Here is a 25,881-nt window from a genome sequence, read left to right as displayed (position 1 = left end):
CGTGTGACCGCCTTGCGTGAGGCTCCGCGTCACAACTCTGCGCCGCGCTGCGTGCTCGACTCATTCACCAGTTGTGGCAATACGTAGTTGCGCACCACGTACAACGAACCCTCTGCGCTCAAGTGTCCCGAGTCGATCTGCAGCAATGAGCTACTGTTTTCCAGGCGTACCCGGCAGGCATCGGCGATGCACAGCTTGTCGATCAGCGACACAAACTGGATGCCCGCCGATACAGCCAGCGCGCGGGTTGCCTGATCCACCCGCATGACGCTTTGATCCAGCGCCGGATCGCGGATATACGACTCGCTCAGCCCCCAATGACGGTTGACGATGACACTGGGCAGCGATGGGCTCCACGACGGCATCGGGCCGATCAACACGATATGTTTCACGCCAAAGCCCTTGAGGCGGGTCGCAATCCGCTTCCAGTCGGTCTTGTCGTGGCCATCCTTCTGCGCGATGACCACGATGTCCGGACGCAGCCTCTCGATGCTCTGCAGGGCAGTCCTGTTGGAGTAGTCGCAGGCCTTGCTGGTCGCTGACGCGCGTCCCTCGTGGTCATTCAGGTCGGGAACGCAACTGGCCGAGGCCACCTGATAGAAGGGGGTCGTGCGTGTCAGCAAGGTACGCAGCCCGAGTGACAACGCCTGGGCGTGAGAATCGCCCCACAAGAACACTCCGCCCGGCCCCTGTTTGCGCGTGCAGGTCTCGTCGATGGCCGACTGGCCACGCTGGGTCAGGGCGGAAAAGGCGTCACATTTCAGCCAGTAGGGCTCGTACAGGTTGTGCTGTCGATCGACGTATTCCTGGATGAAATGCGCCTTGTCCGAAACACTGATCGGGCGAAGTGGCGATACCGCGCCTCGCGTCGCACCCACCAGCGCCCCCGCCACGAAGACCAGAGCGACCAGTGCGGCGGGCATGGCAAATTTCCGGCGCTGGTCAGGTTGATGTGGGCTGGCGGGCCGCTCGATCAACCGCCATGAGATCAGCCCCAGTGTCAGGGCCACACCAATGCCCAATAGCACCGTGCGGGTGTCGCCCAGCAAACCGGTGTAGTTCATCCACACCACCACCGGCCAGTGCCACAGGTACAACGAGTACGACAGTTTGCCTGCCCATTGAAACAGCGGGTTGCAGGTCAGCAGCGAATCATTGCGGGCCGCCGCGATCACCGCGAAAGTCCCCAGCACCGGCATCAGCACCAGATACCCTGGCCACGTATCCTGTACGGACAGCAGACAGAAACCGGCAACGATCAGCGCCAGTCCGACCTGTTCCAGAACTCGCTGCTGTAGGGGCCTGAGTTGCAGCGGGAACAGGCAGGCCACGCCACCCGCGAGCAACCCCAGGCACGGGTCGGCAGCAGGTAAAACGCGGCTTCTGGCCATCGGGACGAGGCAAACACACAAAGCACAAAGCCCGCCAGACTTGCGCCCAGCACCCACCAGCGCAGGTTGTGCAGCGCGACAACGCGACTGAGGAGCAACAGTGCAATCGGGTACAGCAGGTAAAACTGCCACTCCACCGACAGCGACCAGGTGTGCAGCAGCCATTTCTCATGAGCACTGGCGGTGAAATAACCGGCCTCGCGCCAATAGACAACGTTGGAAACGAATCCCAGGCTGCTGGCCACATGAGTGCCCAACGCGCTGTAGTCCAGCGGCAGCAAAGAGAACCAGCCCAGCAGCAGCAAGGCAAGACACAGCACCGCGAGGGCCGGGACGATGCGTCTGGCCCGTGACGTGTAGAACGTTGCCAGCCTGAATTTGCCGCTCCTCAGGCCGCGCAGGATGATCCCGGTAATCAGATACCCCGAGATCACGAAAAACACGTCCACCCCGGCGAAACCGCCAGGCAGCCAGGCGGGTTGAAAGTGAAAGAGCAGCACCGCAGCCACCGCGATGGCGCGCAGCCCATTGATGTCTTTTCTGAAGTCCATTTGAGAAAGCCATCCGGTGGATGATCGTGAGGGAGAGTGGCGCAGTGCAGCGCAGCGGCCGGGAAGTTATCTGGCGGTCCGTCAGTGGGCAGTGGAGGGCAGCCTGAGCGCATGGCTTGCAGCGGATTGTCTGCTGGCAATCACATGACCAATGGCCACGCCTATAAACAGATTGGCGACAGCGACCTCGAACATGTCGGTGGTCCAGCTGATCAGGCACCAGCAGAAGCTGATCGCCAGCAGCATGTGGCCGATGCGGGTCTGATCATCGATCAGTCGGAACAACAGAGGAATCTGTAGCGCATACAGCAACAGCCCCAGCACGCCCAGCATCGCCCACAGATACAGGGCCGAGCTGTCCATGCCGAGAAATACGCCGGCACCTTCGACCGGAAACAGCCCCATTGTGCTGCCGACCATGCCGAAGCCCGCGCCGCTGATCATCCAGCCTTCGCGGCTCATGGCATTTATCAGGTTGGGCCAGGTATTGATCATCCGGTCATACAGCGAGGCCAGAGAGCCGCCGCTACTCACCGCATAGGCATCGGGGCTCACAATCAGCCCCAGAGTCGGTAGCAGCAGGCCGATGCCTACCACCACGATGCAAAGCGTTCGGCAGGTCCAGCTCATTCGCCGCAGCAACAGCAGAATGAGGGTCAGGGCGAATGCCGCGGCTGGCGCTTTGCTGGTGGTCAGCACGATGGCGTAAAGCGCCACGGCACTGAGCAGCATCATCATCAGGCGTGAGCGCACGAAAATGATCAGGTACAGCGTGTAGAAGGCGATCATGATCGACAGCACGTTGGACACTCTGGCGAAACCGGCAATGCGGTCTACCTCGTCCGCGCTCCATGTGGTGTTGGCGCTCAGTTCGGTTTCACCGACGCTGTAGCTGTAGCCCTTCCAGGGCTCCGAGGTGTACTTGTCCAGAGCAATGCCCAGCAGTGAGGCCAGCAGGCAAAAGCCGATGGCGCGGTACAACAGCGTGCGGCGGTAGAGCAGGTGCTTGCTGCACACCAGGCCGAACACCAGCGGGCTCAGGGCGAACAGACTGAACGCCAGGTTGTGGACGCTGGCGCGATGCAGCATGGCCAGCAGCCCGGAAATCAGCCACACCACCATGAACGCCCAGAACAACCGTCCCGCTTTGAAGGTGCACAGCTCAAGCACAAACAACAGGATGCAGGCAGCTTTGGGCATGTAGAGCAGGGGGCTGATGCCTGCCTGATCGAAGTAGAAGCGCAAGGCTCCGCCGGAGAAGGTCTCGACCAGAATCAGGCTGATGGCGACCCACACCACCACCGTGGATTTATCAAAGGACATCACCGACGACCTGGTGTCGGCGCTGTTCGCAGTAGTCAACGCCATGCTGGCTGCCTTCTGGATATGCGTCAGGGGAATTGCGCGGACAAAGCTACCGCCCGACGATCACGGGCATGTGTCGACACAGGAAGGCTCTGGGAGATGAAAGGTCTGGAGCGAACGCTCGCAACGGCGTGACAACAGGTATATCAGTCGCAGTTCGGGCAACTGTCAATTAATTAGTCAGGATTAAGGGCTATGCGCTGCACTTTGTGCCAGGGATTGGACGCGGAGCGTCCAGAAAGGCATGCGACGCAGAGCGTCGCACGATAGTTGCACCTATCGTTCCTCACGCTCCGTGAACTGCCCCCCAAAAGTTGGACGGTTTTAGCTTGCCGCCTGAGCCCTGTATTTTACGGGGCTTTGGCCGTTGAGCTTCAGCTTGATGCGGTCATGGTTGTAGTAGTGGATGTACTCATCCAGACCTGCTTTCAACTCATCGATGCTTTCAAACTGTTTCAGGTAGAAAAACTCGGATTTCAGTGTACCGAAAAAGCTTTCCATTGCCGCATTGTCCAGGCAGTTGCCCTTACGGGACATGCTTTGTTTGACGCCTCGTACCGATAGCTTATGGCGATACTGCGCGTGTTGATACTGCCAGCCCTGGTCCGAGTGCATCACAAGCTTCGGCTCGTCCTGCAACTGCTGAAGCGCCTTGTCCAGCATGCTGGTGACCAGCTCAAAGCTCGGCCTTGTCGACACTTCATACGCCACGATTTCACCGTTGTACAAGTCCATCACGGGTGAGAGATACAGCTTTCGATTGCCTACCTTGAACTCAGTCACATCGGTCACCCACTTCTGGTTCGGGCGTTGCGCGCTGAAATTGCGCTCCAGCAAATTCGGCGCAATGGTTCCGATTACGCCCTTATAGGAGCGGTATTTTTTGGGGCGCACCACTGATCGCAGGCCCAGTTCTGCCATCAGTCGTTCTACAACCTTCTTGTTGACCAAAATACCTGCAGTGCGAATGACCGCCGTGATACGCCGAGCGCCATAAAGGCCTTTCTCCTCGTGGTAAATGCTTTCGACTAACTGTTTCAAAGCAGCATAGGGATCGGGTCTGGATTGCACCTGAACCTGATAGTAAAACGTGCTGCGTGCCAAGCCCGCCAGCCTCAGCAGAGCGCAAAGCGGGAACCGGCCCCTCAGTTGCTTGATGCTCAGGGCTTTTTCGGTTGCCGTCGTTTCTGCTCCTTCAGCTCTTCCAACTTTTTTAGGTAAGCGTTCTCCATGCGCAGATATTCAAGCTCGCTCATCAACTGGTCGCGCGTCTTCTGCGTATCGTCGGCGGTTACTGGTTTGGCGGGATAAGGCTTCTTTGGCATGGCGACAGGCTTTCTTCTGGCAGGAACATACGGGGCTGTACCGCTACTGTAATGCCGCTTTTCCCAAATGACTATTTGGCCGGGATCCCCGATACCAAAATGCGCAGCGGCCTGACGGAGCGATAGCTTGTGTTCACGCCTGTGCTCAAGCACTGAGCGCTTGAAAGCTTCGCTGTATCGAAGACCAGGCTTGCGATGGCCGGTGTGACCATGACTCTTGTAGTTAGCGACCCAGCGTCGAAGCAGGCTGAAATCGATCGAGAACTGGCGGGCTACCATACGAAAGCCCATGTTGTCTTCAAGATACGCTTTGACGACAGTGAGCTTGAACTGCTCTGAATACTTACCCATTTGAACACCCCCGTGAGGTCGGATTGGTGTCCAACTTCTTGGGGGCAGTTCACTGCGTGGGAATGCCTTTCGTGACGCTCTGCGTCACCTATCTGCGGACTACGGGTACTTGCGTCTGTCCGGTGCTGGCGGGAAGTACTGGTACATCCACGTTTCGCTCAGCGTACGGTCGCCAGTGCGGATGAACATGCGCATTTCAACCGGCTCGACCGAGTCGCTGTCCGGTACCCAGTCGAAGGTGACGCGGTAGCCCTTGATGTCCGGCAATACGAGGATGTTGAAGTCCTGCACCTTGCCATGCGTGACCGTGACGATGGGCTCGATCCCGGTGCCTTCCGGCAAGCGATCCAGACCGCCGCCGTTGAAATCCACAGCAAAGCGGCGCGCCCAGGTTTTCGGGTAATGCTCGCCAGGTGCCCAGCCTTCGAGGAAGCCGCCCATGCCTGAACGAGTGGCGTGGACCTGCGCCAGCGGCGTGCTTACAGGTGGCAACGGGCTCCAGAACAGCTTGTAGCCGTAGTTCATCGAATCCCCGGCCTTGACCGGCGTCTTCGGTGTCCAGAACACCACGATGTTGTCCATCGTTTCGCCCGTGGTCGGCAGCTCCAGCAGGCTGACCTCGCCTTCGCCCCACGCGGTAATCGGCTCGACCCACAGGCTCGGACGGCGGCTGTACCAGACTACGGTGTCCTGATAGCTGGAAAACTCGTGATCGCTTTGCACCAGCCCGAAACCTTTCGGGTCGGTGTCGGCGAACGCGCTGAATTGCGGTTTGGCCGGGTTGTTCAGCGGACGGCAGATCCACTCACCATTACCGCGCCACATCGACAGGCGATCCGAATCGTGAATTTGCGGGTGGATGGTGTCGCACATGCGGCGCTCGTGAGTGCCGCAACTGAACATGCTGGTCATCGGCGAAATGCCCAGTTGCTGGATATCGGTACGGGCATTGATGTGCGCGTCGATTTCCATGACTACCTGGCCAGCCTGACAGTCGATGTCGAAGCGGTAGGCACCGGTTGCACTGGGCGAGTCGAGTAGTGCGTAAACCACAAAGCGTGTGGCGTTCTTGTCTGGCGTTTCAAACCAGAACTTGGTGAAGTCGGGGAATTCTTCCTGACGCTTGGCGTAACTGTCGATGGCCAGGCCGCGGGCCGACAAACCGTATTGCTTGTTGCTGTCCACGGCCCGGAAATAGCTGGCACCGAGGAACGAAGCAACGTCGTTGATGGCGATTTCCGGCGCCTTGAACAACTTGAAGCCTGCAAAGCCCAGATCGCCCTTGACCAGATTCTTGTCGATGCCGCTGCTTTCGTAGTTGAACAGGTCATGGCGGAAATGCACTTCGCGCGCCTGCTTGTTCTGCGGGTCGACGCTGTACATGCGCACCGGCGTCTTGAAACCCATGCCGACGTGGAAGAAATGCACGTCGAGCTGACCGTGGACGTCTTTCCACAGTGAGTGGTTCGGGTCGTAGCGAATGGCATTGAATTGCAGCGGCGTCATATCTGCCAGGACGGGTGGCAGCACTTGCTTGTTGCTCACATAGCCTTTGCCTGCGAGCTTCTTGGCATGGGCTTGCAGCTCTGCAAAATCGAAGTGTTCGATCTCGCCATCGGCTGCGGCGGCCAGTGCTCGCGCAGCATAAAGCCCTGAGGCCGACACGCTGCCGTAAGCGGCCAACGCCATGGACGCTTTCAGGAGATTTCTGCGATTCATAAGGGTGAAGCCTCTGAGTAATTCTGTGCGTCCTGCACAAAAAATGGCGCGCCAACGACTCCTTGCCGAACGCAAACTACCCACAACAGATAACAAAGACGAGATCCCGTTCGGAAATCAGTCAAAAAAAATCGCCGATTGTGCTCAATGGAAGCGGCATCCAGATGGCAGGAATGGACGTTTTTCAGGCCTGTTGGGGTGGGTTGAATGCGCTCGGCACCGCTTGGCGCAAGGCTTGCGAGCGAGGTGGGCGCGCAGCGCCGGTCAGGACGATAGGGTGCGTTGGCGCAGAGCGCCCGAATATGCGCGCAATATTCAGCAACCATTTTGCCGGGTCGCAGACTGAGCAAATGTCAGTCTGCCGCAGGCAGAGCGTCCAGTACCGCATGCTGGCGCGGAGCATCTGCACGATATCCAGCCCAATCATTTGCCGCTATATCGCATTCGTTCAGGCAATAGTCCTGACGAAAGTTTCACTCTGCGTGTTATATCGTAACTACAAGGGCTTCCCCATTGAGCACAAGCCCAATAGTTTCTGTTTGACTCCGCTGCATATGCCGGACCTTCGGAAAGAAGGTGAAGGACTGCGGTACTACAAACGGTCATCTTGAGCTGATCGCTCGGACCCTGATGAAAGACGCACGTGAGGGCCTCGTTCGCTAACCGGGACTGAATTTCCCATACGATTTTTCAGGTATCCCCCACGCAGGTCCAACCCGCTTCACATCAACGACGGCAGTGCACATTGATCCTTTTATCCGCTCATGATCCTCGCCCTAACGCCTTACAAGGTGATCAGTCATGACCTCTGGTGTTTACGCGCCCGTTGGTTCTGCCTGTTCAGGCTTGAACGTGTCGCCGTAATGCAGAACGGCCCAGGCCATCCTCGCATTCTTGGCGGCAATCGCCACGGCCGCACGCCAGTAACCCCGTCGCTCCATGAGGTTGCGGATCCAGCGACTGAGAGGGTCTTGCTTATCGCCCAGGTTGGCCATGACAGATCGAGCTCCAAGCACCAGTAGACTGCGTAAATAGGCATCCCCGGCTTTGGTGATACTCCCCAGGCGCTGCTTGCCGCCGCTACTGTATTGGCCTGGCGTCAAACCGAGCCAGGCAGCCACTTGGCGTCCGTTTCTGAAGTCGTGCCCATCTCCAATACTGGCCACTAAAGCACTTGCAGTGGTCGAGCCAACCCCACGCAATTGCAGCAGCCTACGGCTACGATCATCTTCGCGAGCGATCTGATTGATGGCTCGATCAAGTTCCACCAGCCGATCCTCGATATGGCTGGTGTGCTCCAACAGTTCACTCATGCACCGTCTTGCCCAGCCAGGCAAGGTGTCCAGACAGGGACCAATCTCTTTTCTCAATCGCTCTGGGCTTTGTGGCAGGACCACGCCGAATTCAGAAAGTAATCCGCGCAGTCGGTTGTACGTAGAGGTGCGTTCTTCGATGAATCCCTGGCGGGTTCGATGAAGGCAAAGAGTGGCCTGCTGATGCTCGTCTTTAACAGGGACAAACCGCATGCTGGGTCGGGTCACTGCCTCACAGATCGCGGCAGCATCTGCGGCATCGTTCTTGCCGCGCTTACCCGACATTCGATAAGGCGAAACGAGTTTAGGAGCCATCAACTTGACCGTATGGCCGTGCTCGGCGAACACCCTCGCCCAATGATGAGCGCCTGAGCAAGCCTCCATACCAATCAAGCACGGGGGCAACTGGGCGATCAATGGCACCAGTTGATCCCGCGCAACCTTGGGCTTCACCAAGGTGGCTTTACCAGCCTCATCGACGCCGTGAACGGCGAATACGGCCTTGGCTAGATCGATTCCCACGGTAATAATTGGCATGGACTTCCCCTCCTGTGGTTTTGATGCAGGTTTGACACTTCATCATGGCACTTCGATGCCGATTCGCGACTTTCGCCGCGCCCTCTGGACGGGGAAGTCCCTTTCATTCGCTATGATGCAGCTGCATTAATGGATGCCGATACACGGCTCTCCACAGGGCAATAATCAGCGGGTGCCGGGGTAGTGATGCGGGTTGATTTGGGTGAGCACGATGGCCTCGAAGGCCTGCCGCGTTTTCAAATGGCGGTGCAACAGGTTCGGCGTCTCGGGCGACTGATGTATGTGAGCGGTGGGGTGGGCGCGTTCGGGCTGCTGCTGGCGCTGTCCATCGATCTGTTTTCCCCTGGTTCGTTGTGGATGGCCGTGCTGGGCAATGCGTCGGCGGCGCTGATACTGCTCGCTGCGGGCCTGCAGTCGGCCAGGCACGTCGCGATGTGGCGTGCCCGCGCGTTGGCTGCACCTGTTGCCGCAGACTCTCCCGCAACGGCGCAAGCGCTCGATGAAACCGGCTGGTATGAGCGCCTGCTTACCCGGCTGAGCGATTCGGGCGAGTCACTGGTTCGGCACATCGGCAGCTCGACCCTGTGGCTTGCCGGGTGGGCAGTGCTGGCGTTGATCGTCATCCGCGCCTTCTGGAACCTGACGTTGTCTGGCTCCGACCTTTCCACTTCAGGCAATCTGGTGGGCAGTATCCTGTTGCTGTTGGCGTTCGGGCTATTGGTCATCGAGCGGCAACTGAGCAGCGAGCCCGAAGGCCAGTCGCCAGAGGCCGGGGCGCTGGCGCAGCTGGTGCGCATGACGCTTATCGTTCTGCTGGTCGGCGCGTTGTGCCTGTTCTTCTCCAGCGCTGATCGCGTCTGGTCTGCACGGCTGGCTGTGTTGACCGGCCTGCTGCCATTGGGTGTGGCGCTTGAATTTCTGTTGCGGGCTGTGTTGTCGGTGTTCAGCCCGCGCACTCCGCGTCTCGAGCCGCGCCTGCTGGCCGCCAGTTTTATCGCTGACCTGCTGCGCTGGCCGCCGCGCCCGTTGCTCGCCTTGCAGCATGAGCTGCACAACCGCTTCGGTATTGATCTGCGCCAGATCTGGGCCTTTACCTACATGCGCCGCGCCTTTTTGCCGGTGCTGGCGGTGGTTGCAGCGCTGGGGTGGGCGCTGAGCGGCGTGCATGAAATTCCGATGCAGGGGCGAGGCATTTATGAGCGGTTCGGCAAGCCGGTCGAAGTCTTCGGACCGGGTCTGCATGTCGGTTTACCTTGGCCGTTCGGCCGGGTTCTGGCGGTTGAAAACGGCGTGGTACATGAGCTTGCGACCAGTGTTTCTGCGGCCGACGCGGCCGAGCAGACGCTGGACCCGGCCGAAGGCCCGCCGCCGGGCAGCGCCAACCGGCTGTGGGATGCCAGCCATATCAACGAAAAATCCCAGGTCATTGCCAGCAGTGCCGGCGATAAGCAGAGCTTTCAGATCGTCAATATGGATGTGCGGTTCGTCTACCGCATCGGCCTGACAGATGCCGCGGCGATGGCTTCGACCTATAACAGCGCCGATATTTCTTCTCTGATCCGCAGCACGGCCAGCCGCGTGCTGGTGCATGACTTTGCCTCGCGCACGCTGGACGAGCTGCTCGGCGAACAGCGCAGCGGGCTGGCCGATGACATCGGCAAAGCCGTGCAGGCTGACTTGCAGCGTCTGGACAGCGGCGTTGAACTGCTCGCCACGGTGGTCGAAGCCATCCATCCGCCAGCAGGTGCCGCCAATGCCTATCATGCCGTGCAGGCTGCGCAGATCGGCGCACAGGCGCTGATCTCCCGCGAACGCGGTGCGGCCAGTGACAAGGCCAACCAGGCGCAACTCAATGCCAGCGTTGCCCGCGATCAGGCCAGTGCCGCAGCCCGTGAAGTTCTGGCCACAGCGCAAGGCGCGGACCTGCGCTTCAGTGCCGAGCGCCAGGCCTATGCCAAGGCAGGGCAGGCGTTTTTGCTGGAACAATACCTGGCGCAACTGACCGAAGGCCTGGGCAATGCCAAGCTGCTGATACTCGACCACCGTCTGGGCGGCGATAACGCGCCGACCATCGACCTGCGTACCTTCACCCCACCGGCAGACCCAACGGCGCCGCGTAAAGCCGTTCAGTAAGGAGTCGTCCCTTGAGTCTGTTTCATCATCATCACGATCACGCCGACCACGATAGCCATGACAGTCACGGTCATGGCGGCCACGGCCATCATCACCATCATCATGGCGCGACCGGTCCGGCAGCGTTCCCTTGGCGACGGGCAAGCCTGGCGGCGGTGCTGATCGCCTTCGCGATTGCGGCGGCGAGCCTGGTGCAGGTGCGCTCGGGTGAAGCGACCGTCGTCACCCGCTTCGGCAATCCTTCCCGCGTTCTGCTCGACCCGGGCCTTAACTGGCGCTGGCCCGCACCGTTCGAAGCGACCATTCCGGTGGATCTGCGCCTGCGTACCACGTCCAGCGGTTTGCAGGATGTCGGCACCCGTGACGGCTTGCGCATCATCGTTCAGGCCTATGTGGCGTGGCAGGTACAGGGCGATGCCGACAACGTGCAGCGCTTCATGCGCGCGGTACAAAACCAGCCCGACGAAGCAGCGCGGCAGATCCGCACCTTTGTAGGCTCGGCGCTGGAAACCACCGCGAGCAGTTTCGACCTGTCCAGCCTGGTGAACACCGACGCCAACAAGGTGAATATCACCGCGTTCGAAAATCAGTTGCGTCAGCAGATCGATCAGCAACTGCTGGCGACCTATGGCGTTCGTGTTCTGCAGGTAGGCGTAGAACGACTGACCTTGCCGTCGGTGACGCTCAACGCCACGGTGGACCGCATGCGCGCCGAGCGCGAGACCATCGCCACCGAGCGGACCGCCGTGGGCAAGCGTGAAGCGGCGCAGATTCGTTCGGCAGCCGAGCGCGACGCGCGCATTGTCGAGGCCGATGCCACGGTCAAGGCGGCCGATATCGAAGCGCAATCCCGTGTTGAAGCCGCGCAGATCTATGGCCGCGCCTATGCGGGTTCGCCGCAGCTCTACAACCTGCTGCGCTCGCTGGACACGCTGGGCACCATCGTGACGCCGGGTACTCGCCTGATACTGCGCACCGACGCCGCCCCATTCCGCGTGCTGGTAGATGGCCCGCCTACGCTGGACGGCAAGAGCGGAACTCAGCCATGAGCCAACCGGTCGACGAGCCCGTAACGCAACGACCGCCTGCCAATAGCCCATGGTTGCAGGCGAGCCGACTGGCGTTCATCGGGCTGTATGGCGTGACCCTGCTGGCTGCGCTTGCCTGGGCGACGTCCAACGTGCGCCAGATCGATCCGCAGAACCGTGCCGTGGTCATGCGCTTCGGCGCGCTCGAGCGGGTGCAGAACGCAGGATTGCTGACCGCCTGGCCGCAGCCGTTCGAGCAGGTAGTACTGCTGCCCTCGGCTGATCGGGTGATCGAGCGACGGGTGGAAACCTTGCTGCGTTCGCCAGCGGCACTGAAAGCCGATGAAATCGCGACCCTGTCGGCGCCAATGAGCGATGCTCTGGCTGGTTCCGGTTTTCTGCTGACCGGTGATGCCGGTGTGGTGCAGCTGGACGTCACCGTGTTCTACAAAGTGACTGACCCCAACGCCTTCGTATTGCAGGGCGATCATGTATTGCCCGCACTGGACCGGCTGGTCAATCGCAGCGCCGTGGCGCTGACTGCAGCGCGAGACCTGGACACCATTCTGGTTGCCCGCCCCGAGCTGATCGGCGCTGACAGCCAGGCAGCAGAGCGCCGTGAGCGGCTGCGCGGCGACCTGGTGCGCGGTATCAATCAACACCTGACTGAACTCAACGCGACCGGGATGGGCATTGGCGTCGAAGTCGCTCGGGTGGATGTGCAGTCGAGCCTGCCGACGTCGGCGGTCAATGCTTTCAATGCCGTGCTGACGGCCAGTCAGCAGGCCGACCAGGCCGTGGCCAACGCACGCACGGATGCAGAAAAACTGACCCAGACCGCTAATCAACACGCTGATCGGACCCTGCAAGTGGCGCACGCACAAGCTTCCGAGCGCCTGGCCAAGGCACAGGCAGCCACCGCGACCGTCGTCAGCCTGACGCAATCTGCCGAGAACCGCAGCGATCCCGGCCTCATGCAGCGCCTTTACCGTGAACGTGTGCCGGGCATTCTGCATCAGGCAGGTTCGGTCACCACCGTCGATCCCAAAGACGATTCCCGCCTGATCATTCAGGGAGCACCGCAATGAGTGGCGAAGCCGTTCACACCCATCACGCCATCAAACCGCAAGCGGATGGCAGTCTGCTGAGCAACGCAGAGCAGCGTAGCGCAGCCCGGCAATTGACCCTCGCGATGCTGGCGCTGGGCCTGTTGGCATTGGGTCTGGTCTGGCGTTTTTTCGCTCCGGAACAGGCAGGTGTCAGCCAATTGCTGTTGGGCGCTGCCTCGCTGCTGGTGGCGATACCTGTGATCAGCGCCGGTTGGCACAGCCTGCGGCATCCAAGCCTGCATGGCATCACCGATCAGTTGATCGCGCTGGCGATGCTCGGTGCCTGGGCCACTGGCGATCTGATGACCGCCGCCTTGCTGCCGATCATCATGATCTTTGGCCATGTGCTGGAAGAGCGCAGCGTGATCGGCTCGCAGGAAGCCATCGAAGCGCTGGGTCGTCTGACCCGCAGTCAGGCACGTTTACTCGGGCCTGACGGCAATATTCGCGAGGTCGACAACGCAATGCTCAAGGCTGGCGATCAGGTTGAAGTGCGTGCGGGTGACCGCGTCCCGGCCGATGGTCGGGTTCTTTCCGGGCAGGCCAGTCTGGACACTTCATCAATTACCGGCGAGTCGGTGCCGCTGGAAGCCAGTATCGGCATCGAAGTGTTTGGTGGGGCGATCAACCTGGACGGGCTGCTGCGTATCGAAGTGACCCGCATCGGCGATGAGTCTACGCTGGGCAAGGTCATCGCGCTAATGCAGAGCGCGGAACGCTCCAAGCCGCCGATCACACGCCTGCTGGAACGCTACGCAGGCAGCTACATGGTGCTGGTTTTGCTGATCGCGGCGCTGACCTGGTTTATTACTCAGGATGCTCAGGCGATGCTGGCGGTGCTGGTGGCTGCCTGTCCCTGCGCACTGGTGCTTTCGGCTCCGGCCACGGCTATCGCCGGTATCGCAGTCGCCGCACGGCACGGTATTTTGATCCGTAGTTCGGCGTTTCTCGAAGAACTGGCTGACCTGAACTCACTGGTTGTGGATAAAACCGGCACCCTGACCTATGGCCGACTGCGCTTGCAGTCGGTGCAGGCTGACGGGGTGCAGCATCCGCAATTGCTCGAACTGGCGGCCAGCCTGGGGTCGGCCAGCAGTCACCCGGTCAGCCGTGCATTGGCCGGGCTTGTGGATAACACTCGGCTGCTGCCGTTGCTGGACACCCGTGAGCGGCAGGGACTGGGTGTGGTGGCGTCCACCGGGCAGGGTGAGGCAGCGCTGGGTCGTCCGGAATTGTTCGAGCAGTTGGGCATTGTCACCCCCGGCGTACCTGCACATGACGGCCCGCTGGCCGGGTTGTCGCTGGATGGCGTTTTCCTGGCCTGGCTGCTGCTGGCCGACAGCGTCAAGCCTGAAGCGCAGGCTGCGCTGTTTGAATTACGTGAGCTGGGCATGGGACGGCAGTTGCTGTTGACCGGCGACCGACAAAGCGTGGCCGACAACCTGGCACACGATATTGGCATAGCAGACGTTCAGGCGCAGGCATTGCCGGAGGACAAACTGAACCGTGTCATGGGCGAGATCGCCAGTGGCTTCCGGCCGATGGTGGTCGGTGACGGGGTCAACGATTCGCTGGCTCTCAAGGCAGGCGTGGTCGGCGTCGCGATGGGGGCGGGCGGGGCGGACATTGCCCTGGCTTCCGCCGATATCGTGCTGATCGGCAGCGATCTGCGTCGTCTGGGCACCTGTGTGCGGCTCAGCCGTCAGTGCCGTCAGACCTTACAGGTCAACGTGATCATCGGTCTGGGCTGGACGCTGGCCATCGTTGCGCTGGCCGCCTTTGGTCTGCTCGGCGCTGCCGGCGCAATGGTCGCGGCTATCCTGCACAATCTGAGCACCTTATTGGTGTTGGGCAATGCCGGTCGCCTGCTGCGCTTTCAGGAGCCATTGCTGAAGCTCTAGGCATTTGGTGAACGACAAGGCTCAGGCTAGCGGCGCTGATCAGCGCTATAAAACGGCTTGAGCTTTGACGAATTCTGTTACAAATTAAGCGCTGTATTTCAGTGCGTGATCCAAATTCAGGCTGTCTTTCGGCTCGAATCAGTGGGCACAGGGCTGTTCCCCGAAGTTGATTCATTGCAGTTTTGCCGTCGCCAATAGCCTTTGCGGGCCCTTTTGCGGGGCCCTTGCTGGATTACTCTTTTTGAGTTTCTGGATAAGGGGGTGATTTTGAATGCTTACACAACTTCCAACGACCTTGCAGAATCTTCATCTGCCGTTACGGCTCAAGCTCTGGGACGGCCATCAGATGGACCTGGGGCCTGCGCCCAGCGTCACGATAGTGGTCAAGGACCCGCAACTGGTCTCCGATTTCAACCACCCCAGCCTGGGCTTGCTGGGCAGTGCCTTCGTAGAGGGGCGGCTGGAGCTGGAAGGTTCGATCAGCGAAGTTGTCCGGGTTTGCGATGAACTGACTCATGCCCTTGTGGATGATGATGACAGCACCGACAACCCGATCCGCGTCCAGCATGACAAGGACACTGACGCCGCGTCGATTGCCTACCATTACGACGTATCCAACGACTTCTACCAGCTCTGGCTCGACAAAGAGATGGTCTACTCCTGCGCGTACTTCAAGACCGGTGACGAATCGCTCGAGCAGGCGCAGCAGGATAAATTCCACCACCTGTGCCGCAAGTTACGGCTCAAGCCAGGTGAGTATCTGCTGGACGTGGGGTGCGGCTGGGGCGGACTGGCGCGGTTTGCCGCTCGCGAATATGGCGCGAAGGTTTTCGGCATCACGCTCAGCGAGCAACAACTGACGCTGGCCCGTCAACGAGTGCAGGCCGAGGGCTTGCAGGACAAGGTCGACCTGCAACTGCTCGACTACCGCGACCTGCCGCAGGATGCGCGCTTCGACAAGGTGGTCAGCGTCGGTATGTTCGAGCACGTAGGGCACGCTAATTTGCCGTTGTACGCGCAATGCCTGTTCGGTGCGGTGAAGGAGGGCGGCCTGGTCATGAATCACGGGATCACCGCCCGGCATACGGACGGGCGTCCTGTCGGGCGCGGTGCCGGGGAGTTCATCGACCGCTATGTATTCCCCAACGGCGAGCTGCCGCACCTGGCCATGATCAGCGCCCATATCAGTGAAGCCGGGCTGGAAATAGTCGACGTGGAAAGCCTGCGCCCGCACTACGCCAGAACGCTGGAACACTGGAGCGCGCGGCTTGAATCAAGGCTCGGCGAAGCCGCCCGTATCGTGCCCGAACATACCCTGCGCATCTGGCGTCTGTACCTGGCGGGCTGCGCCTATGGATTCGCCAAGGGCTGGATCAACCTGCACCAGATACTCGCCGTGAAGCCCTTTGCCGATGGCAAGACCGGGTTGCCGCTGACGCGGGAGGATATTTATGGATGAGACTTATCTGTTGTTCCCGCTCATGCGTGTTGAGTGAGCAGGGGCGTCACAGAATCGGCGAAATCAGCCGCGCCACGCGCATACCCAGTTGATGCAGGCGCCGCGTTTCGTGGCTTTCCTGCACGGATATTTCGCGGGCGAGGTTGAAGTCGGCAGTGAGCATGGATTCCACCTGGCTGGAGAAGTCGCTGTCGACCGTCAGTAGCATCAGTTCGAAGTTGAGGCGGAACGAGCGGTTGTCGAGGTTTGCGCTGCCTATGGCAGTGATGTCGTTGTCGACCAGCACGACCTTCTGGTGCAGGAAGCCTGGTTCGTAACGGAATACCCGCACGCCGGCACGCACGGCATCGAAGGCGTACAGGCTGGAGGCGGCATAGACCACATAATGATCAGGTCGTGAGGGCAGCAGCAGGCGCACATCCACCCCGCGCAGTACCGCCAGGGTCAGCGCAGCGGTCACGGCTTCGTCAGGTATGAAGTAAGGGCTGGTGATCCATACGCGCTCTTCGGCAGCGTGGATGGCTTCGACGAAGAACAGCGAGCAGGTTTCCTGCGCATCGGCCGGGCCACTGGTCAGCAACTGGCAGAGCACACCATCCTCGGGAAACTCATCAGGCAGGCTCAATGGTGACAGCTCGCGGGTGGCCCAGAACCAGTCTTCGGCGAACGACTCCTGCAGGCAGGCGACCACCGGGCCGATGACTTCTACATGGGTATCGCGCCAGGGTGCCAGCGGCGGCTTCAGCCCCATGTATTCATCACCGACGTTATGCCCGCCCATGTAGCCTTTCAGGCCATCGACGACGACGATCTTGCGGTGGTTGCGGAAGTTGATCTGAAAGCGATTCAGCCAGCCGCCACGTGTGGCAAAGGCTTTTATCTGCACGCCACCGTCGCGCAATTTGTCGATGTAGGCCCCCGGCAGTGCGTGGCTACCGATCCGGTCATAAAGGACAAAGATGCCTACGCCCTCGGCGGCTTTTTCCAGCAGCAGTGTTTGCAGTTGGCGACCGAGGTTGTCGTCATGAATGATGAAGAACTGAATCAGGATTGTCTTTTTCGCCTCACGGATGGCTTTGAAGATCGCTCCGAAGGTTTCCTCACCATTAATCAATAACCTGACCTTGTTGTTGGCCAGTGCAGGCATGTTTCCCAACTTGGGCATGGCGCGCAACGCTGCATAGGCATCCGAGCGACGTGCTGCCACAGCTTCCTCGATCCACGGCCGCCAGTTGAGGCTGCCAATCGCAATGCGCATTTCCTGGTTGGCCTGTCGACGCGCCTTGATATACGCGTCGAACGAGCTTCTGCCGAACACCAGATAAGGCAGCAGGGTGAAATACGGAATGAACAGCAGCGGCATCGCCCAGGCAATCGCACCTTGAGAGGTACGCACCGTCAGCAGGGCGTGAATGGCGGCGCCTGTGCCCAGCAAATGAATGAAGCCGAGGACATAACCAAAAAAGTACGGGTCGTGATAATCCATGTGGAACAATGCTCCTCGTCTTTGCTGCCTAACAGACCACAGCTGAACGGGAATGTCGCTATTTTATTCCCCATGCAACTGGGCGACTCCTGTGCCGTCTAAGGCTTATCTTCCGGCTGGATGATTCCGGCCCCGTTTACATCTGCAATCGTCCATCAGGAATCTTGAAATGAACAAACGCATATTGGCCTGGATGTTTTGCCTGGCTACCCCCCTGGCTCAAGCGCAGATGCTGCAACCCGGCTTGTGGGAACTGACGTCGAGCAATATGAAGGTGGACGGACAGCAATTGCCGGACATGCAATTGATGCTGGGGCAATTGCAGAATCTGCCGCCTGAGCAGCGCGCCATGATGGAACAGATGATGAAGAAGCAGGGCGTGTCGCTCGGCGGCAAGGGCGTGAGAGCCTGCCTGACACAGGCTCAGGTACAGTCTGACAACATCCCGCTGACTGATCCGGCTTCCGGGTGCACGCAAAAAATCACCGCGCGAAATGGCAAGACCTGGAACTTTCAGTTTAGCTGCCCAAAAGCTCAGGGCACCGGGCAGGCGCAGTTCCTTAGTGATCGTGAGTTCACCACAAACGTGGTAGGTACTTTTAACGCCACTGGTCAGCAACAGAATGGCAGCATGGACACTCGCGCTGTATGGCTGGGGCCACAGTGCGGCAATGTCGCCCCGCGTACCTGATCAAATTCAGAGGGTTATGTTCCACGTGGAACACTCTGTCTGAAGGCGGTGATTTTTTGTCACGTTGGCGGGGCGCCAGATGACGGAATCTTCATGAAGGGCTTCATCTTTCGTTCGTAACTGCATGTTATATTATTACTAATGATGTGGATGAACCCTTCGTGAGCCGGGATGCTCAATTTGCTCTTTGAGATGTTCCATGCACCGACGCCAAGTGTTGCTCAACATGCTGCTGGCCAGCGCGGCTCTGACGTTGCCGTTGGGTGCCTATGCCACACAGATTCGTAACGCCCGCCTGTGGCGTACCAACGACAAGCTGCGCCTGGTCCTCGACCTTAGCGGCCGGTGCAGTACAAAACTTTCACGCTTACCGCCCCCGATCGTCTGATCATCGATGTCAGCGGTTCGCGGCTGACCGGCGACTTCAGCCAACTGGCGCTGGACCGTACCGTTATCAAGTCCATTCGCTCCGGGCACTACGGCCAGGGTGACGACACGCGCATCGTGCTGGACCTGACCGCGCCAGTGCAACTCAACAGTTTCCTGCTCGGCCCGGAAGGTGGGCAGGGACACCGGTTGGTGCTGGACATGAGTTCCACGGCCCATGCGCCCGTGCAGATGGCTGAGCTGCCGCCACCGGTGCCCGTCCCGATCCAGACCAACAAGGCGCACACCGGACGCGACATCATGGTGGTGGTCGATGCCGGTCATGGCGGCAAGGACCCGGGCGCTGTAGGTTCTCGGGGTGAACGCGAAAAAGATGTGGTGCTTTCCATCGCGCAGTTGCTGGCCAAACGCCTGAAGCGCGAGAAGGGTTTCGACGTGCGTCTGGTGCGCAACGATGACTTCTTCGTACCGCTGCGCAAGCGCGTCGAGTTCGCGCACAAGTCCAACGCAGACATGTTCATCTCCGTACATGCCGACGCAGCGCCTCGTCTGACGGCCTCTGGTGCTTCGGTGTTTGCCCTTTCCGAAGGCGGTGCAACCTCGGCAACGGCGCGTTTTATGGCTCAGCGAGAAAACGGTGCCGATTTGTTGGGTGCCTCGTCGCTGCTCAACCTCAAGGACAAGGACCCGATGCTTGCCGGGGTGATTCTCGACATGTCGATGAACGCTACCATTGCAGCCAGCCTGCAACTGGGCCACACCGTTCTCGGCAGTCTGGAAGGCATTACCACGTTGCATCAGAAGCGTGTCGAGCAGGCCGGGTTCGCCGTGCTCAAGTCACCGGACGTACCGTCGATTCTGGTCGAAACCGGGTTTATCTCCAACAGTCGAGACAGTCAGCGTCTGGTCACAGCGCGTCATCAGCAGGCCGTTGCAGACGGCTTGTTCGATGGCCTGCAGCGCTATTTCCAGCGCAACCCGCCAGTGGATTCGCACATGGCCTGGCTGCAAGCGCAGAAGCAGGAGCAGGAGCAGCAGGTCTGATCAGGTCAACGGCAGCCGTTCAGCCGGCTGCAGGTGATCTTGCTGCGCGTACCGCTTGAGCTGGACACCCGCGTGATTGTTGTCCAGCCCACGCGCTGGACAGTGCCTACCCAGGCTTCGCCATTGGAAGCCAGCCCGGTAAAAAACGTCAGCTGACCATAGCGACTGTTGGTCTGCGTCCAGCGGCGCTTATTGAGTACCTCGTAACCCTTCAACCAGGTCGTCGATCCGGCTGTGGTCACGCTGTAGCTATTGCCTTGGGCATCGCTGCACGCCAGCACCGTCGCGCTACGCGTACAGGTGGCGAGGTCGGCAGAAGGCCTGGGTGGTGCTGCCATCAAGTGTGCGCTGATCAACATCGCCAACAAACCTCTTGAAACCCGTCTCATGAAGATCCCTTCACCAAGGCCGTAGCTATTGTGTGTTGTTATACTATAACATCTCGATGTGATTAGAACCGGCTGCCTGAGGGATTCGTTGCAGCCGACATGAACAAGGTTCAAGCCTTGCAGCTGCCTGGAGAATCCTGATGGCAAATCTTCTACCCGTTACCGTTCTGTCCGGTTTTCTAGGGGCCGGTAAAAGCACTTTACTCAATTATGTGCTGCGCAATCGTGAAAACCTGCGGGTTGCCGTAATAGTCAACGATATGAGTGAGATCAATATCGATGGCAGCGAAGTTCAGCGCGATGTCAGCCTGAACCGTGCCGAAGAAAAGCTGATCGAGATGAGCAATGGCTGCATCTGCTGCACCTTGCGCGAGGACTTGCTCGAAGAGGTCAGTCGCCTCGCTCAGGACGGTCGTTTTGACTATTTATTGATCGAATCCACTGGAATCTCCGAACCACTGCCAGTGGCCGAGACCTTCACTTTTCGTGACGAAGCTGGCAAAAGCCTGATGGATCTGGCGCGTCTGGACACCATGGTCACCGTCGTCGATGGCGTGAATTTTCTGCTCGACTACGAAGCGGCGGACGGCTTGTCCACACGCGGTGAAAGCCTGGGTGAAGACGATGACCGCTCGATTACCGACCTGCTGATCGAGCAGATCGAATTTGCCGACGTCATCCTGCTCAGCAAGATCGACCTGATCAGCTCCAGTGAGCGTGAAGAGCTGATGGCGATCCTGAAGCGCCTCAACCCCGAAGCCGAGATTGTGCCGATGGTGATGGGCCAGGTGCCGTTGGCGACGATTCTCAACACCGGGCGTTTTGACTTCCAGCGCGCGTCTCAGGCACCGGGCTGGCTCAAGGAAATGCGCGGCGAACACACGCCGGAAACCGAAGAGTACGGCATAGCATCAACTGCCTATCGTGCCCGGCGCCCGTTCCATCCGGAGCGTTTTTTCAATTTCATCAATCGCCCGTGGACCAATGGCAAACTGCTGCGCTCCAAAGGCTTCTTCTGGCTGGCCAGCAAATACAAGGATGCAGGTAGCTGGTCGCAGGCGGGCGGCTTGATGCGCCACGGTTTTGCCGGACGCTGGTGGCGCTTCGTGAACCGTGAAAGCTGGCCAGAGGACAGAGAAAGCGTCAAATCCATTCTGGAGAACTGGTCGACTGAAACCGGTGACTGCCGTCAGGAACTGGTGTTCATTGGCCAGAACATCGATTTTGCACGGCTGACCGCCGAGCTGGATAACTGCCTGCTCACCGATGCGGAAATGGCGGCGGGTGTCGAGCGCTGGCGCACGCTGGCCGATCCTTTTGGCGACTGGTACGAAGAAGAGGTGGCTGCCTGATGCTGGCCTATCGTTTGAATGACAAGAACGCCGTTCGTCAGGCACACGGCGGCACGCCTGAGGTATTGAGCGAGATCCTCCAGGATGACGTCAACCTTGCGGTCTGGCAGCGTCAGCTGCCTGCGCACATCGAAGATTTCGGTGCCTTGTTGCTGTCGATGGGCGAGCCCCTTGCCGAGTCCATGCCCCTGCAAGTAAGGGGGGGTGAAGTCGAGCCTGACCTGACCACGCTGGCTCGGGGATATTCCGATTTGCAGGGGTATCAGGGTTTCATTGCCGACGTTTCCTGGCTGGTCAGCGCTTATGCCTGTCTGCTGGGTGCCGAGTGCGTTGGCCTGCGCCTGCGGGTGCTCGATAAAGCCATGTGCCCGCGTTTCCATGTCGATCATGTGCCGGTGCGCCTCATCACCACTTACGGCGGGGTGGGCAGCCAGTGGCTGCATGAAGACGTCATGGACCGCAAACAACTCGGTCGCCTCGATGCCGAGCCCACCAATGCCGCCGACATCCAGCAGATCAACAGCGGGGAAGTGGCGTTGCTCAAAGGTGAACGCTGGCACGGTAACGAAGGCTTCGGTTTGATCCATCGCTCGCCGCAACTGCTGCGTAACGAGCGCAGGTTGATTCTGACGCTGGACTGGCTGGACTGAAGCTTTATTCAGGCGTTACCCATTGCCCCTTGCTCTGGCCTTCACAGAAGGGCTTGAGGTACAGCGCGTCACGGGCGACCCCGTAATAGTGAATGTGCTCGCGATACGGCAGATTGGCGACCTGCGCATTGCGACAGACACCGAAGGCACCTGCCGGGCACTGTTGCGAGTAGGTCGTTTCGGTCTTCTGCCCGGCCAGTTGTGGCTTGCAGAAGCTGTCGTGGAACAGGTCTGCCGGGATATTGATATTTTCCTGGCAGACTTTCACATCCAGCCTTTCGGCCTGGCTGTGGACCAGACACGCCTCGGCCCACGCCGTCCCCGAACTCACCGCCAGCAGCGTCAGTGCCAGGCGGGCGGGCAGCCACATCACTTGCATCATTACCCTTCCTTGCTCTTCAATGACCCACGCATTCGTCAAAAGTGATCCCATGCTGCAAAACATACCGACGCATGTCATCGGTGGCCCGCTGGGCGCCGGCAAGACCAGCCTGATCAAACGCCTGCTGGCGCAGAAACCCGCCCATGAACGCTGGGCCGTGTTAATCAATGAGTTCGGACAGATCGGTCTGGATGCCGCCCTGCTGACCACGGATGCCGATGGTATCGCACTTGGCGAAGTGGCTGGCGGCTGCCTGTGTTGCGTCAATGGCGTGCCGTTCCAGATCGGTCTGGGGCGGTTGTTGCGCAAGGCCCGGCCTGATCGTCTGCTGATCGAGCCTTCGGGGTTGGGTCATCCTGCGCAACTCATGGCGCAATTGCGCGAGGCGCCCTGGCGTGGCGTCCTGAATGTTCAGCCCGGAGTGGTGGTGCTGGACGCGCAAGCAATGCTCGCCGGACAACCGTTGCCGAGCACTCAACAGGAAGCACTGGCGGATGCAGGGCTTGTGGTCATGAACAAGTCCGAGCAGCTGGATGAAGTCTCTCGCTTGGCATTGGCCGAACAGTTGCTGCCGCACGCCTTGATCTGGACCCGATACGGGGAGCTGCACCCGAGCCAAATACCGGGGTTCAACGCCGCTGCCGTTGTGGATAAACAGGCTGTGGATAAGTTGATGCTGCCCAACAGCGTTGGCCAGTTGCCTGCGCTATGGGTCGACCCGAAGGTACCGATCTGCCTGATTCAGGCAAGTGCTGAAGGCTGGAGCATCGGCTGGCGCTGGCATCCCTCGCAGCGCTTCGACCTGCAGCGCATTCTGTACTGGCTGGAAAGCATTGAGTGGCGGCGGGCAAAGATGGTTATCCACAGCGAAGGCGGCTGGTATTCCGGGAATGTGGTCGACGGTGCTCCGCTGGCCTGGCAAATCAGCGAATGGCGTCAGGATTCACGCCTGGAATTGATCTTCTCTACACCGCAGGATGTGGATAAGTTGCAGGCGCAGATGGTGGAGTGTCTGGCGTGATGCGCCGCTTGCTCGCGAAGGCGACCCTTCAACGCCCTCTTTTCGGGGGCTTTGACGCCCTCTTCGCGAGCAAGCTCGCTCCCACAACGATTTGCATTTAACCAGCCGCTACTGCTTCCATTTCTGATGCGATTGACGCCACTCGCTCATTTGAATAATTTCAGCGCTGGGTGGTGGCGTCTTGATTTCAAACGGGTAGGGTGCCAGTTCGATTTGCGCAGTGTGCGCGCCGAACATGGTGATCGTGCCAGGGTGACGCTGCTCGCCGGTCACGGTGAACTCGAAGCCATACACGCGGGCCAGGCGCTTGCGGCCTTGAGCGTCGCGGGCGAAGGTCAGGCGGCGCAGGGCAACGGCGTCGTCCAGCAGTTGCAGCTCAAGGCGTGCGCAATGCTGCTTGACGCGCGCCAGCGCTTTCTCTCGCAGACCATGGGCATGCCACCACCAGGCCGCAGCACTTGCGAACAGCATCAGCACGAAGATGTTTCCCAGGGTCAGCATGACGGAGTGCTCCAGCGTAGGAGTTACCAGCTTAACTGCCCTGAGTGATTTACAGCCATACTGCGCAACTTATATTTCTCATTATTGCATTTGCATCGTGTTCAGGATTCCGCCCCCAATGAAACGTACGCCTCACTTGCTCGCTATCCAGTCCCATGTGGTATTCGGCCACGCCGGCAACAGCGCAGCGGTGTTCTCGATGCAGCGTATCGGGGTCAATGTCTGGCCGCTCAATACGGTTCAGTTTTCCAACCACACGCAATACAAGCAGTGGACAGGCGAAGTGCTGGCCCCGCAGCAGATTCCCGCGCTGATCGAGGGGATAGCCGCCATCGGCGAGCTGGGCAACTGTGATGCCGTGCTGTCCGGGTATCTGGGCAGTGCGGCGCAGGGCAGGGCGATTCTGACCGGCGTGGCGCGCATCAAGGCTGCCAATCCGAAGGCGCTGTACCTGTGCGACCCGGTGATGGGCCATCCTGAAAAAGGCTGCATCGTTGCGCCTGAAGTCAGCGACTTCCTGCTGGAAGAGGCTGCGGCCATGGCTGATTTCATGTGCCCCAATCAACTGGAGCTGGACAGCTTCTCTGGCCGCAAGCCCGAATCGCTGGCCGACTGCCTGGCGATGGCGCGGGCTTTGTTGGCGCGTGGCCCCAAAGCGGTTGTCGTCAAACACCTTGATTACCCCGGCAAGGCTGCCGACGGCTTTGAAATGCTGTTGGTGACCGCCGAGGCAAGCTGGCACCTGCGTCGCCCGCTATTGGCATTTCCACGCCAGCCGGTCGGTGTGGGGGATCTGACGTCCGGGTTGTTTCTGTCACGCATTTTATTGGGCGACGATCTGGTCGCAGCGTTCGAATTCACCGCAGCGGCAGTCCACGAAGTGCTGCTCGAAACGCAGGCTTGCGGCAGTTACGAGCTGGAACTGGTGCGCGCCCAGGATCGCATCGCGCACCCACGGGTGAAGTTCGACGCTGTGCGTCTGTAACCTTCAGATGCAACCGAGGGCTCAGCATCCATGTCTGAGCCTGTCCTTTACAAGGCTTCTTCCTTGATGTCCTGGTAACGCTTTTCCAGTTCCTGACGAATCTGGCGGCGTTGTTGCGCCTGAATGAAACGACGCTTGCCTTCCGGTGTTTCCGGTTCCAGAGGCGGTACGCTGGCGGGTTTGCGATTGTCGTCCACGGCAACCATGGTGAAGAAGCAACTGTTGGAATGGCGTACCGAGCGCTCGCGGATGTTTTCGGTGACCACCTTGATGCCCACCTCCATGGACGTGTTGCCGGTGTAATTGACCGAGGCGAGAAAGGTCACCAGTTCGCCGACATGCACCGGCTCGCGAAAAATCACCTGGTCCACCGACAGCGTTACCACATAGCGTCCGGCGTAGCGGCTGGCACACGCGTAGGCCACTTCGTCCAGGTACTTGAGCAACGTACCGCCGTGTACATTGCCAGAGAAGTTGGCCATGTCCGGGGTCATCAATACAGTCATCGACAGCTGGGCGTTTCCGGGTTCCATAGCGTACTCACACGGTCAAGGTGTTCAAGGGGCGCCTATGCTGGCGCTCAATGGGGCTTGCGACAGTTATCGGGACGCTGGCCAGCAGGCGGCCGTCACGCGTCATAACTATCTGTTTCCATATATTGCACCGGCTTTATGTCGAAGGGGGCGGTGTTAACCTGCAAAAACCCGTGGATCGGGAATTTTCCTACGCTTTCATCCGATTTTGATGGCGCAATTACCCGCCGACGCCGTTGCAAGAACAGCGCCAGCGGTTTTAGGAGTCATCACCCACA

General features: G+C 59.7%; 19 protein-coding genes and 2 pseudogenes. 11 read left to right on the top strand and 10 right to left on the bottom strand.

Annotated features, from left to right (window positions below):
• Positions 1 to 29: 29 nt before the first annotated feature.
• The 5 genes and pseudogenes from AC4ANE_RS27275 to AC4ANE_RS27255 form a co-directional block, all read right to left on the bottom strand.
• Positions 30 to 1,942 (bottom strand): annotated as a pseudogene (locus AC4ANE_RS27275) (acyltransferase family protein).
• A gap of 81 nt (positions 1,943 to 2,023) precedes the next feature.
• The gene (locus AC4ANE_RS27270; protein WP_460408633.1) at positions 2,024 to 3,310 is read right to left on the bottom strand and encodes a hypothetical protein; all 1,287 of its coding nucleotides are present in this window, start codon (positions 3,308 to 3,310) and stop codon (positions 2,024 to 2,026) included.
• 321 nt (positions 3,311 to 3,631) lie between these two features.
• Positions 3,632 to 4,983 (bottom strand): IS3 family transposase gene (locus AC4ANE_RS27265; protein WP_095077641.1). Its coding sequence is split into 2 segments (ribosomal slippage): positions 3,632 to 4,524 and positions 4,524 to 4,983, totalling 1,353 coding nucleotides; the frame shifts between segments, so codons are not numbered across the junction.
• A gap of 99 nt (positions 4,984 to 5,082) precedes the next feature.
• Complete coding sequence (locus AC4ANE_RS27260; RefSeq protein WP_002555832.1) at positions 5,083 to 6,702, bottom strand: glucan biosynthesis protein D; 1,620 nt, start codon at positions 6,700 to 6,702, stop codon at positions 5,083 to 5,085.
• A gap of 815 nt (positions 6,703 to 7,517) precedes the next feature.
• The gene (locus AC4ANE_RS27255) at positions 7,518 to 8,552 is read right to left on the bottom strand and encodes an IS110-like element ISPsy16 family transposase (RefSeq protein ID WP_015060660.1); all 1,035 of its coding nucleotides are present in this window, start codon (positions 8,550 to 8,552) and stop codon (positions 7,518 to 7,520) included.
• 186 nt (positions 8,553 to 8,738) lie between these two features.
• Between AC4ANE_RS27255 and hflK (AC4ANE_RS27250) the strand changes: the two genes are divergently transcribed.
• From hflK (AC4ANE_RS27250) to cfaB, 5 genes are all read left to right on the top strand, one after another.
• A complete protein-coding gene (gene hflK, locus AC4ANE_RS27250; RefSeq protein WP_002555936.1) occupies positions 8,739 to 10,685 on the top strand; it encodes a protease modulator HflK in 1,947 nt (648 codons plus the stop codon).
• Between the two features lie 11 nt (positions 10,686 to 10,696).
• Entirely contained in the window at positions 10,697 to 11,734 is a 1,038-nt protein-coding gene (gene hflC, locus AC4ANE_RS27245) for a protease modulator HflC (protein ID WP_002555935.1), read from the top strand.
• Positions 11,731 to 12,801, top strand: a complete 1,071-nt coding sequence (gene hflK / locus AC4ANE_RS27240; RefSeq protein ID WP_002555934.1) for a protease modulator HflK — start codon at positions 11,731 to 11,733, stop codon at positions 12,799 to 12,801. The genes hflC and hflK (AC4ANE_RS27240) overlap by 4 nt, the downstream gene beginning before the upstream one ends.
• Complete coding sequence (locus tag AC4ANE_RS27235) at positions 12,798 to 14,723, top strand: cation-translocating P-type ATPase (protein ID WP_002555933.1); 1,926 nt, start codon at positions 12,798 to 12,800, stop codon at positions 14,721 to 14,723. The genes hflK (AC4ANE_RS27240) and AC4ANE_RS27235 overlap by 4 nt, the downstream gene beginning before the upstream one ends.
• A gap of 271 nt (positions 14,724 to 14,994) precedes the next feature.
• The gene (cfaB, locus tag AC4ANE_RS27230; protein ID WP_002555932.1) at positions 14,995 to 16,182 is read left to right on the top strand and encodes a C17 cyclopropane fatty acid synthase CfaB; all 1,188 of its coding nucleotides are present in this window, start codon (positions 14,995 to 14,997) and stop codon (positions 16,180 to 16,182) included.
• Positions 16,183 to 16,228: 46 nt separating this feature from the next.
• Here the strand turns inward: cfaB and cls are convergent, their stop codons facing one another.
• Entirely contained in the window at positions 16,229 to 17,668 is a 1,440-nt protein-coding gene (gene cls, locus AC4ANE_RS27225) for a cardiolipin synthase (RefSeq protein WP_002555931.1), read from the bottom strand.
• Positions 17,669 to 17,837: 169 nt separating this feature from the next.
• Between cls and AC4ANE_RS27220 the strand changes: the two genes are divergently transcribed.
• Both AC4ANE_RS27220 and AC4ANE_RS27215 read left to right on the top strand, forming a co-directional pair.
• Positions 17,838 to 18,359: a DUF3617 domain-containing protein gene (locus AC4ANE_RS27220; RefSeq protein WP_002555930.1), complete on the top strand. Its 522-nt coding sequence runs from the start codon at positions 17,838 to 17,840 to the stop codon at positions 18,357 to 18,359.
• A 199-nt stretch (positions 18,360 to 18,558) separates the two neighbouring features.
• Positions 18,559 to 19,790 (top strand): annotated as a pseudogene (locus AC4ANE_RS27215) (N-acetylmuramoyl-L-alanine amidase).
• Positions 19,791 to 19,795: 5 nt separating this feature from the next.
• Here AC4ANE_RS27215 and AC4ANE_RS27210 read toward each other — a convergent pair.
• Complete coding sequence (locus tag AC4ANE_RS27210) at positions 19,796 to 20,179, bottom strand: hypothetical protein (protein ID WP_002555928.1); 384 nt, start codon at positions 20,177 to 20,179, stop codon at positions 19,796 to 19,798.
• A 140-nt stretch (positions 20,180 to 20,319) separates the two neighbouring features.
• Between AC4ANE_RS27210 and zigA the strand changes: the two genes are divergently transcribed.
• Both zigA and AC4ANE_RS27200 read left to right on the top strand, forming a co-directional pair.
• Positions 20,320 to 21,531 (top strand): zinc metallochaperone GTPase ZigA, encoded by a 1,212-nt coding sequence (zigA, locus tag AC4ANE_RS27205; protein ID WP_002555927.1) that lies wholly within the window; start codon positions 20,320 to 20,322, stop codon positions 21,529 to 21,531.
• The gene (locus AC4ANE_RS27200; protein ID WP_002555926.1) at positions 21,531 to 22,181 is read left to right on the top strand and encodes a DUF1826 domain-containing protein; all 651 of its coding nucleotides are present in this window, start codon (positions 21,531 to 21,533) and stop codon (positions 22,179 to 22,181) included. Before zigA ends, AC4ANE_RS27200 begins: the two co-directional genes overlap by 1 nt.
• Before the next feature lie 4 nt (positions 22,182 to 22,185).
• Here AC4ANE_RS27200 and AC4ANE_RS27195 read toward each other — a convergent pair whose 3' ends face one another.
• Complete coding sequence (locus tag AC4ANE_RS27195) at positions 22,186 to 22,560, bottom strand: hypothetical protein (RefSeq protein WP_002555925.1); 375 nt, start codon at positions 22,558 to 22,560, stop codon at positions 22,186 to 22,188.
• A 52-nt stretch (positions 22,561 to 22,612) separates the two neighbouring features.
• Here AC4ANE_RS27195 and AC4ANE_RS27190 point away from each other — a divergent pair, with 52 nt between their 5' ends.
• Complete coding sequence (locus tag AC4ANE_RS27190; RefSeq protein WP_002555924.1) at positions 22,613 to 23,584, top strand: CobW family GTP-binding protein; 972 nt, start codon at positions 22,613 to 22,615, stop codon at positions 23,582 to 23,584.
• A gap of 108 nt (positions 23,585 to 23,692) precedes the next feature.
• Here AC4ANE_RS27190 and AC4ANE_RS27185 read toward each other — a convergent pair whose 3' ends face one another.
• Complete coding sequence (locus tag AC4ANE_RS27185; protein ID WP_002555923.1) at positions 23,693 to 24,085, bottom strand: DUF3301 domain-containing protein; 393 nt, start codon at positions 24,083 to 24,085, stop codon at positions 23,693 to 23,695.
• Between the two features lie 118 nt (positions 24,086 to 24,203).
• Between AC4ANE_RS27185 and pdxY the strand changes: the two genes are divergently transcribed.
• The gene (gene pdxY, locus AC4ANE_RS27180) at positions 24,204 to 25,070 is read left to right on the top strand and encodes a pyridoxal kinase PdxY (protein ID WP_002555922.1); all 867 of its coding nucleotides are present in this window, start codon (positions 24,204 to 24,206) and stop codon (positions 25,068 to 25,070) included.
• 47 nt (positions 25,071 to 25,117) lie between these two features.
• On the opposite strand, the gene AC4ANE_RS27175 is transcribed toward pdxY, so the two are convergent.
• On the bottom strand, positions 25,118 to 25,603 hold the full coding sequence (locus AC4ANE_RS27175; RefSeq protein WP_002555921.1) for an acyl-CoA thioesterase: 486 nt from the start codon (positions 25,601 to 25,603) through the stop codon (positions 25,118 to 25,120).
• Positions 25,604 to 25,881: the final 278 nt, after the last annotated feature.

The organism is Pseudomonas sp. Pme6b, assembly GCF_058129925.1.
The sequence above is the reverse complement of the archived record's forward strand: the minus strand, read 5'-3'. Positions and strand labels throughout refer to the sequence as shown.

Bases quoted from the DNA above. Each gene is read 5' to 3' on its own strand.
- AC4ANE_RS27175 (WP_002555921.1), bottom strand. From the start codon at position 25,603: ATGGAACCCGGAAACGCCCAGCTGTCGATGACTGTATTGATGACCCCG.
- AC4ANE_RS27255 (WP_015060660.1), bottom strand. From the start codon at position 8,552: ATGCCAATTATTACCGTGGGAATCGATCTAGCCAAGGCCGTATTCGCC.
- AC4ANE_RS27200 (WP_002555926.1), top strand. From the start codon at position 21,531: ATGCTGGCCTATCGTTTGAATGACAAGAACGCCGTTCGTCAGGCACAC.
- AC4ANE_RS27210 (WP_002555928.1), bottom strand. From the start codon at position 20,179: ATGAGACGGGTTTCAAGAGGTTTGTTGGCGATGTTGATCAGCGCACAC.
- AC4ANE_RS27190 (WP_002555924.1), top strand. From the start codon at position 22,613: ATGCTGCAAAACATACCGACGCATGTCATCGGTGGCCCGCTGGGCGCC.
- cls (WP_002555931.1), bottom strand. From the start codon at position 17,668: ATGGATTATCACGACCCGTACTTTTTTGGTTATGTCCTCGGCTTCATT.
- AC4ANE_RS27185 (WP_002555923.1), bottom strand. From the start codon at position 24,085: ATGCTGACCCTGGGAAACATCTTCGTGCTGATGCTGTTCGCAAGTGCT.
- AC4ANE_RS27220 (WP_002555930.1), top strand. From the start codon at position 17,838: ATGAACAAACGCATATTGGCCTGGATGTTTTGCCTGGCTACCCCCCTG.
- AC4ANE_RS27270 (WP_460408633.1), bottom strand. From the start codon at position 3,310: ATGGCGTTGACTACTGCGAACAGCGCCGACACCAGGTCGTCGGTGATG.
- AC4ANE_RS27195 (WP_002555925.1), bottom strand. From the start codon at position 22,560: ATGCAAGTGATGTGGCTGCCCGCCCGCCTGGCACTGACGCTGCTGGCG.
- hflK (WP_002555936.1), top strand. From the start codon at position 8,739: ATGCGGGTTGATTTGGGTGAGCACGATGGCCTCGAAGGCCTGCCGCGT.
- AC4ANE_RS27260 (WP_002555832.1), bottom strand. From the start codon at position 6,702: ATGAATCGCAGAAATCTCCTGAAAGCGTCCATGGCGTTGGCCGCTTAC.
- AC4ANE_RS27235 (WP_002555933.1), top strand. From the start codon at position 12,798: ATGAGTGGCGAAGCCGTTCACACCCATCACGCCATCAAACCGCAAGCG.
- hflK (WP_002555934.1), top strand. From the start codon at position 11,731: ATGAGCCAACCGGTCGACGAGCCCGTAACGCAACGACCGCCTGCCAAT.
- zigA (WP_002555927.1), top strand. From the start codon at position 20,320: ATGGCAAATCTTCTACCCGTTACCGTTCTGTCCGGTTTTCTAGGGGCC.
- cfaB (WP_002555932.1), top strand. From the start codon at position 14,995: ATGCTTACACAACTTCCAACGACCTTGCAGAATCTTCATCTGCCGTTA.
- pdxY (WP_002555922.1), top strand. From the start codon at position 24,204: ATGAAACGTACGCCTCACTTGCTCGCTATCCAGTCCCATGTGGTATTC.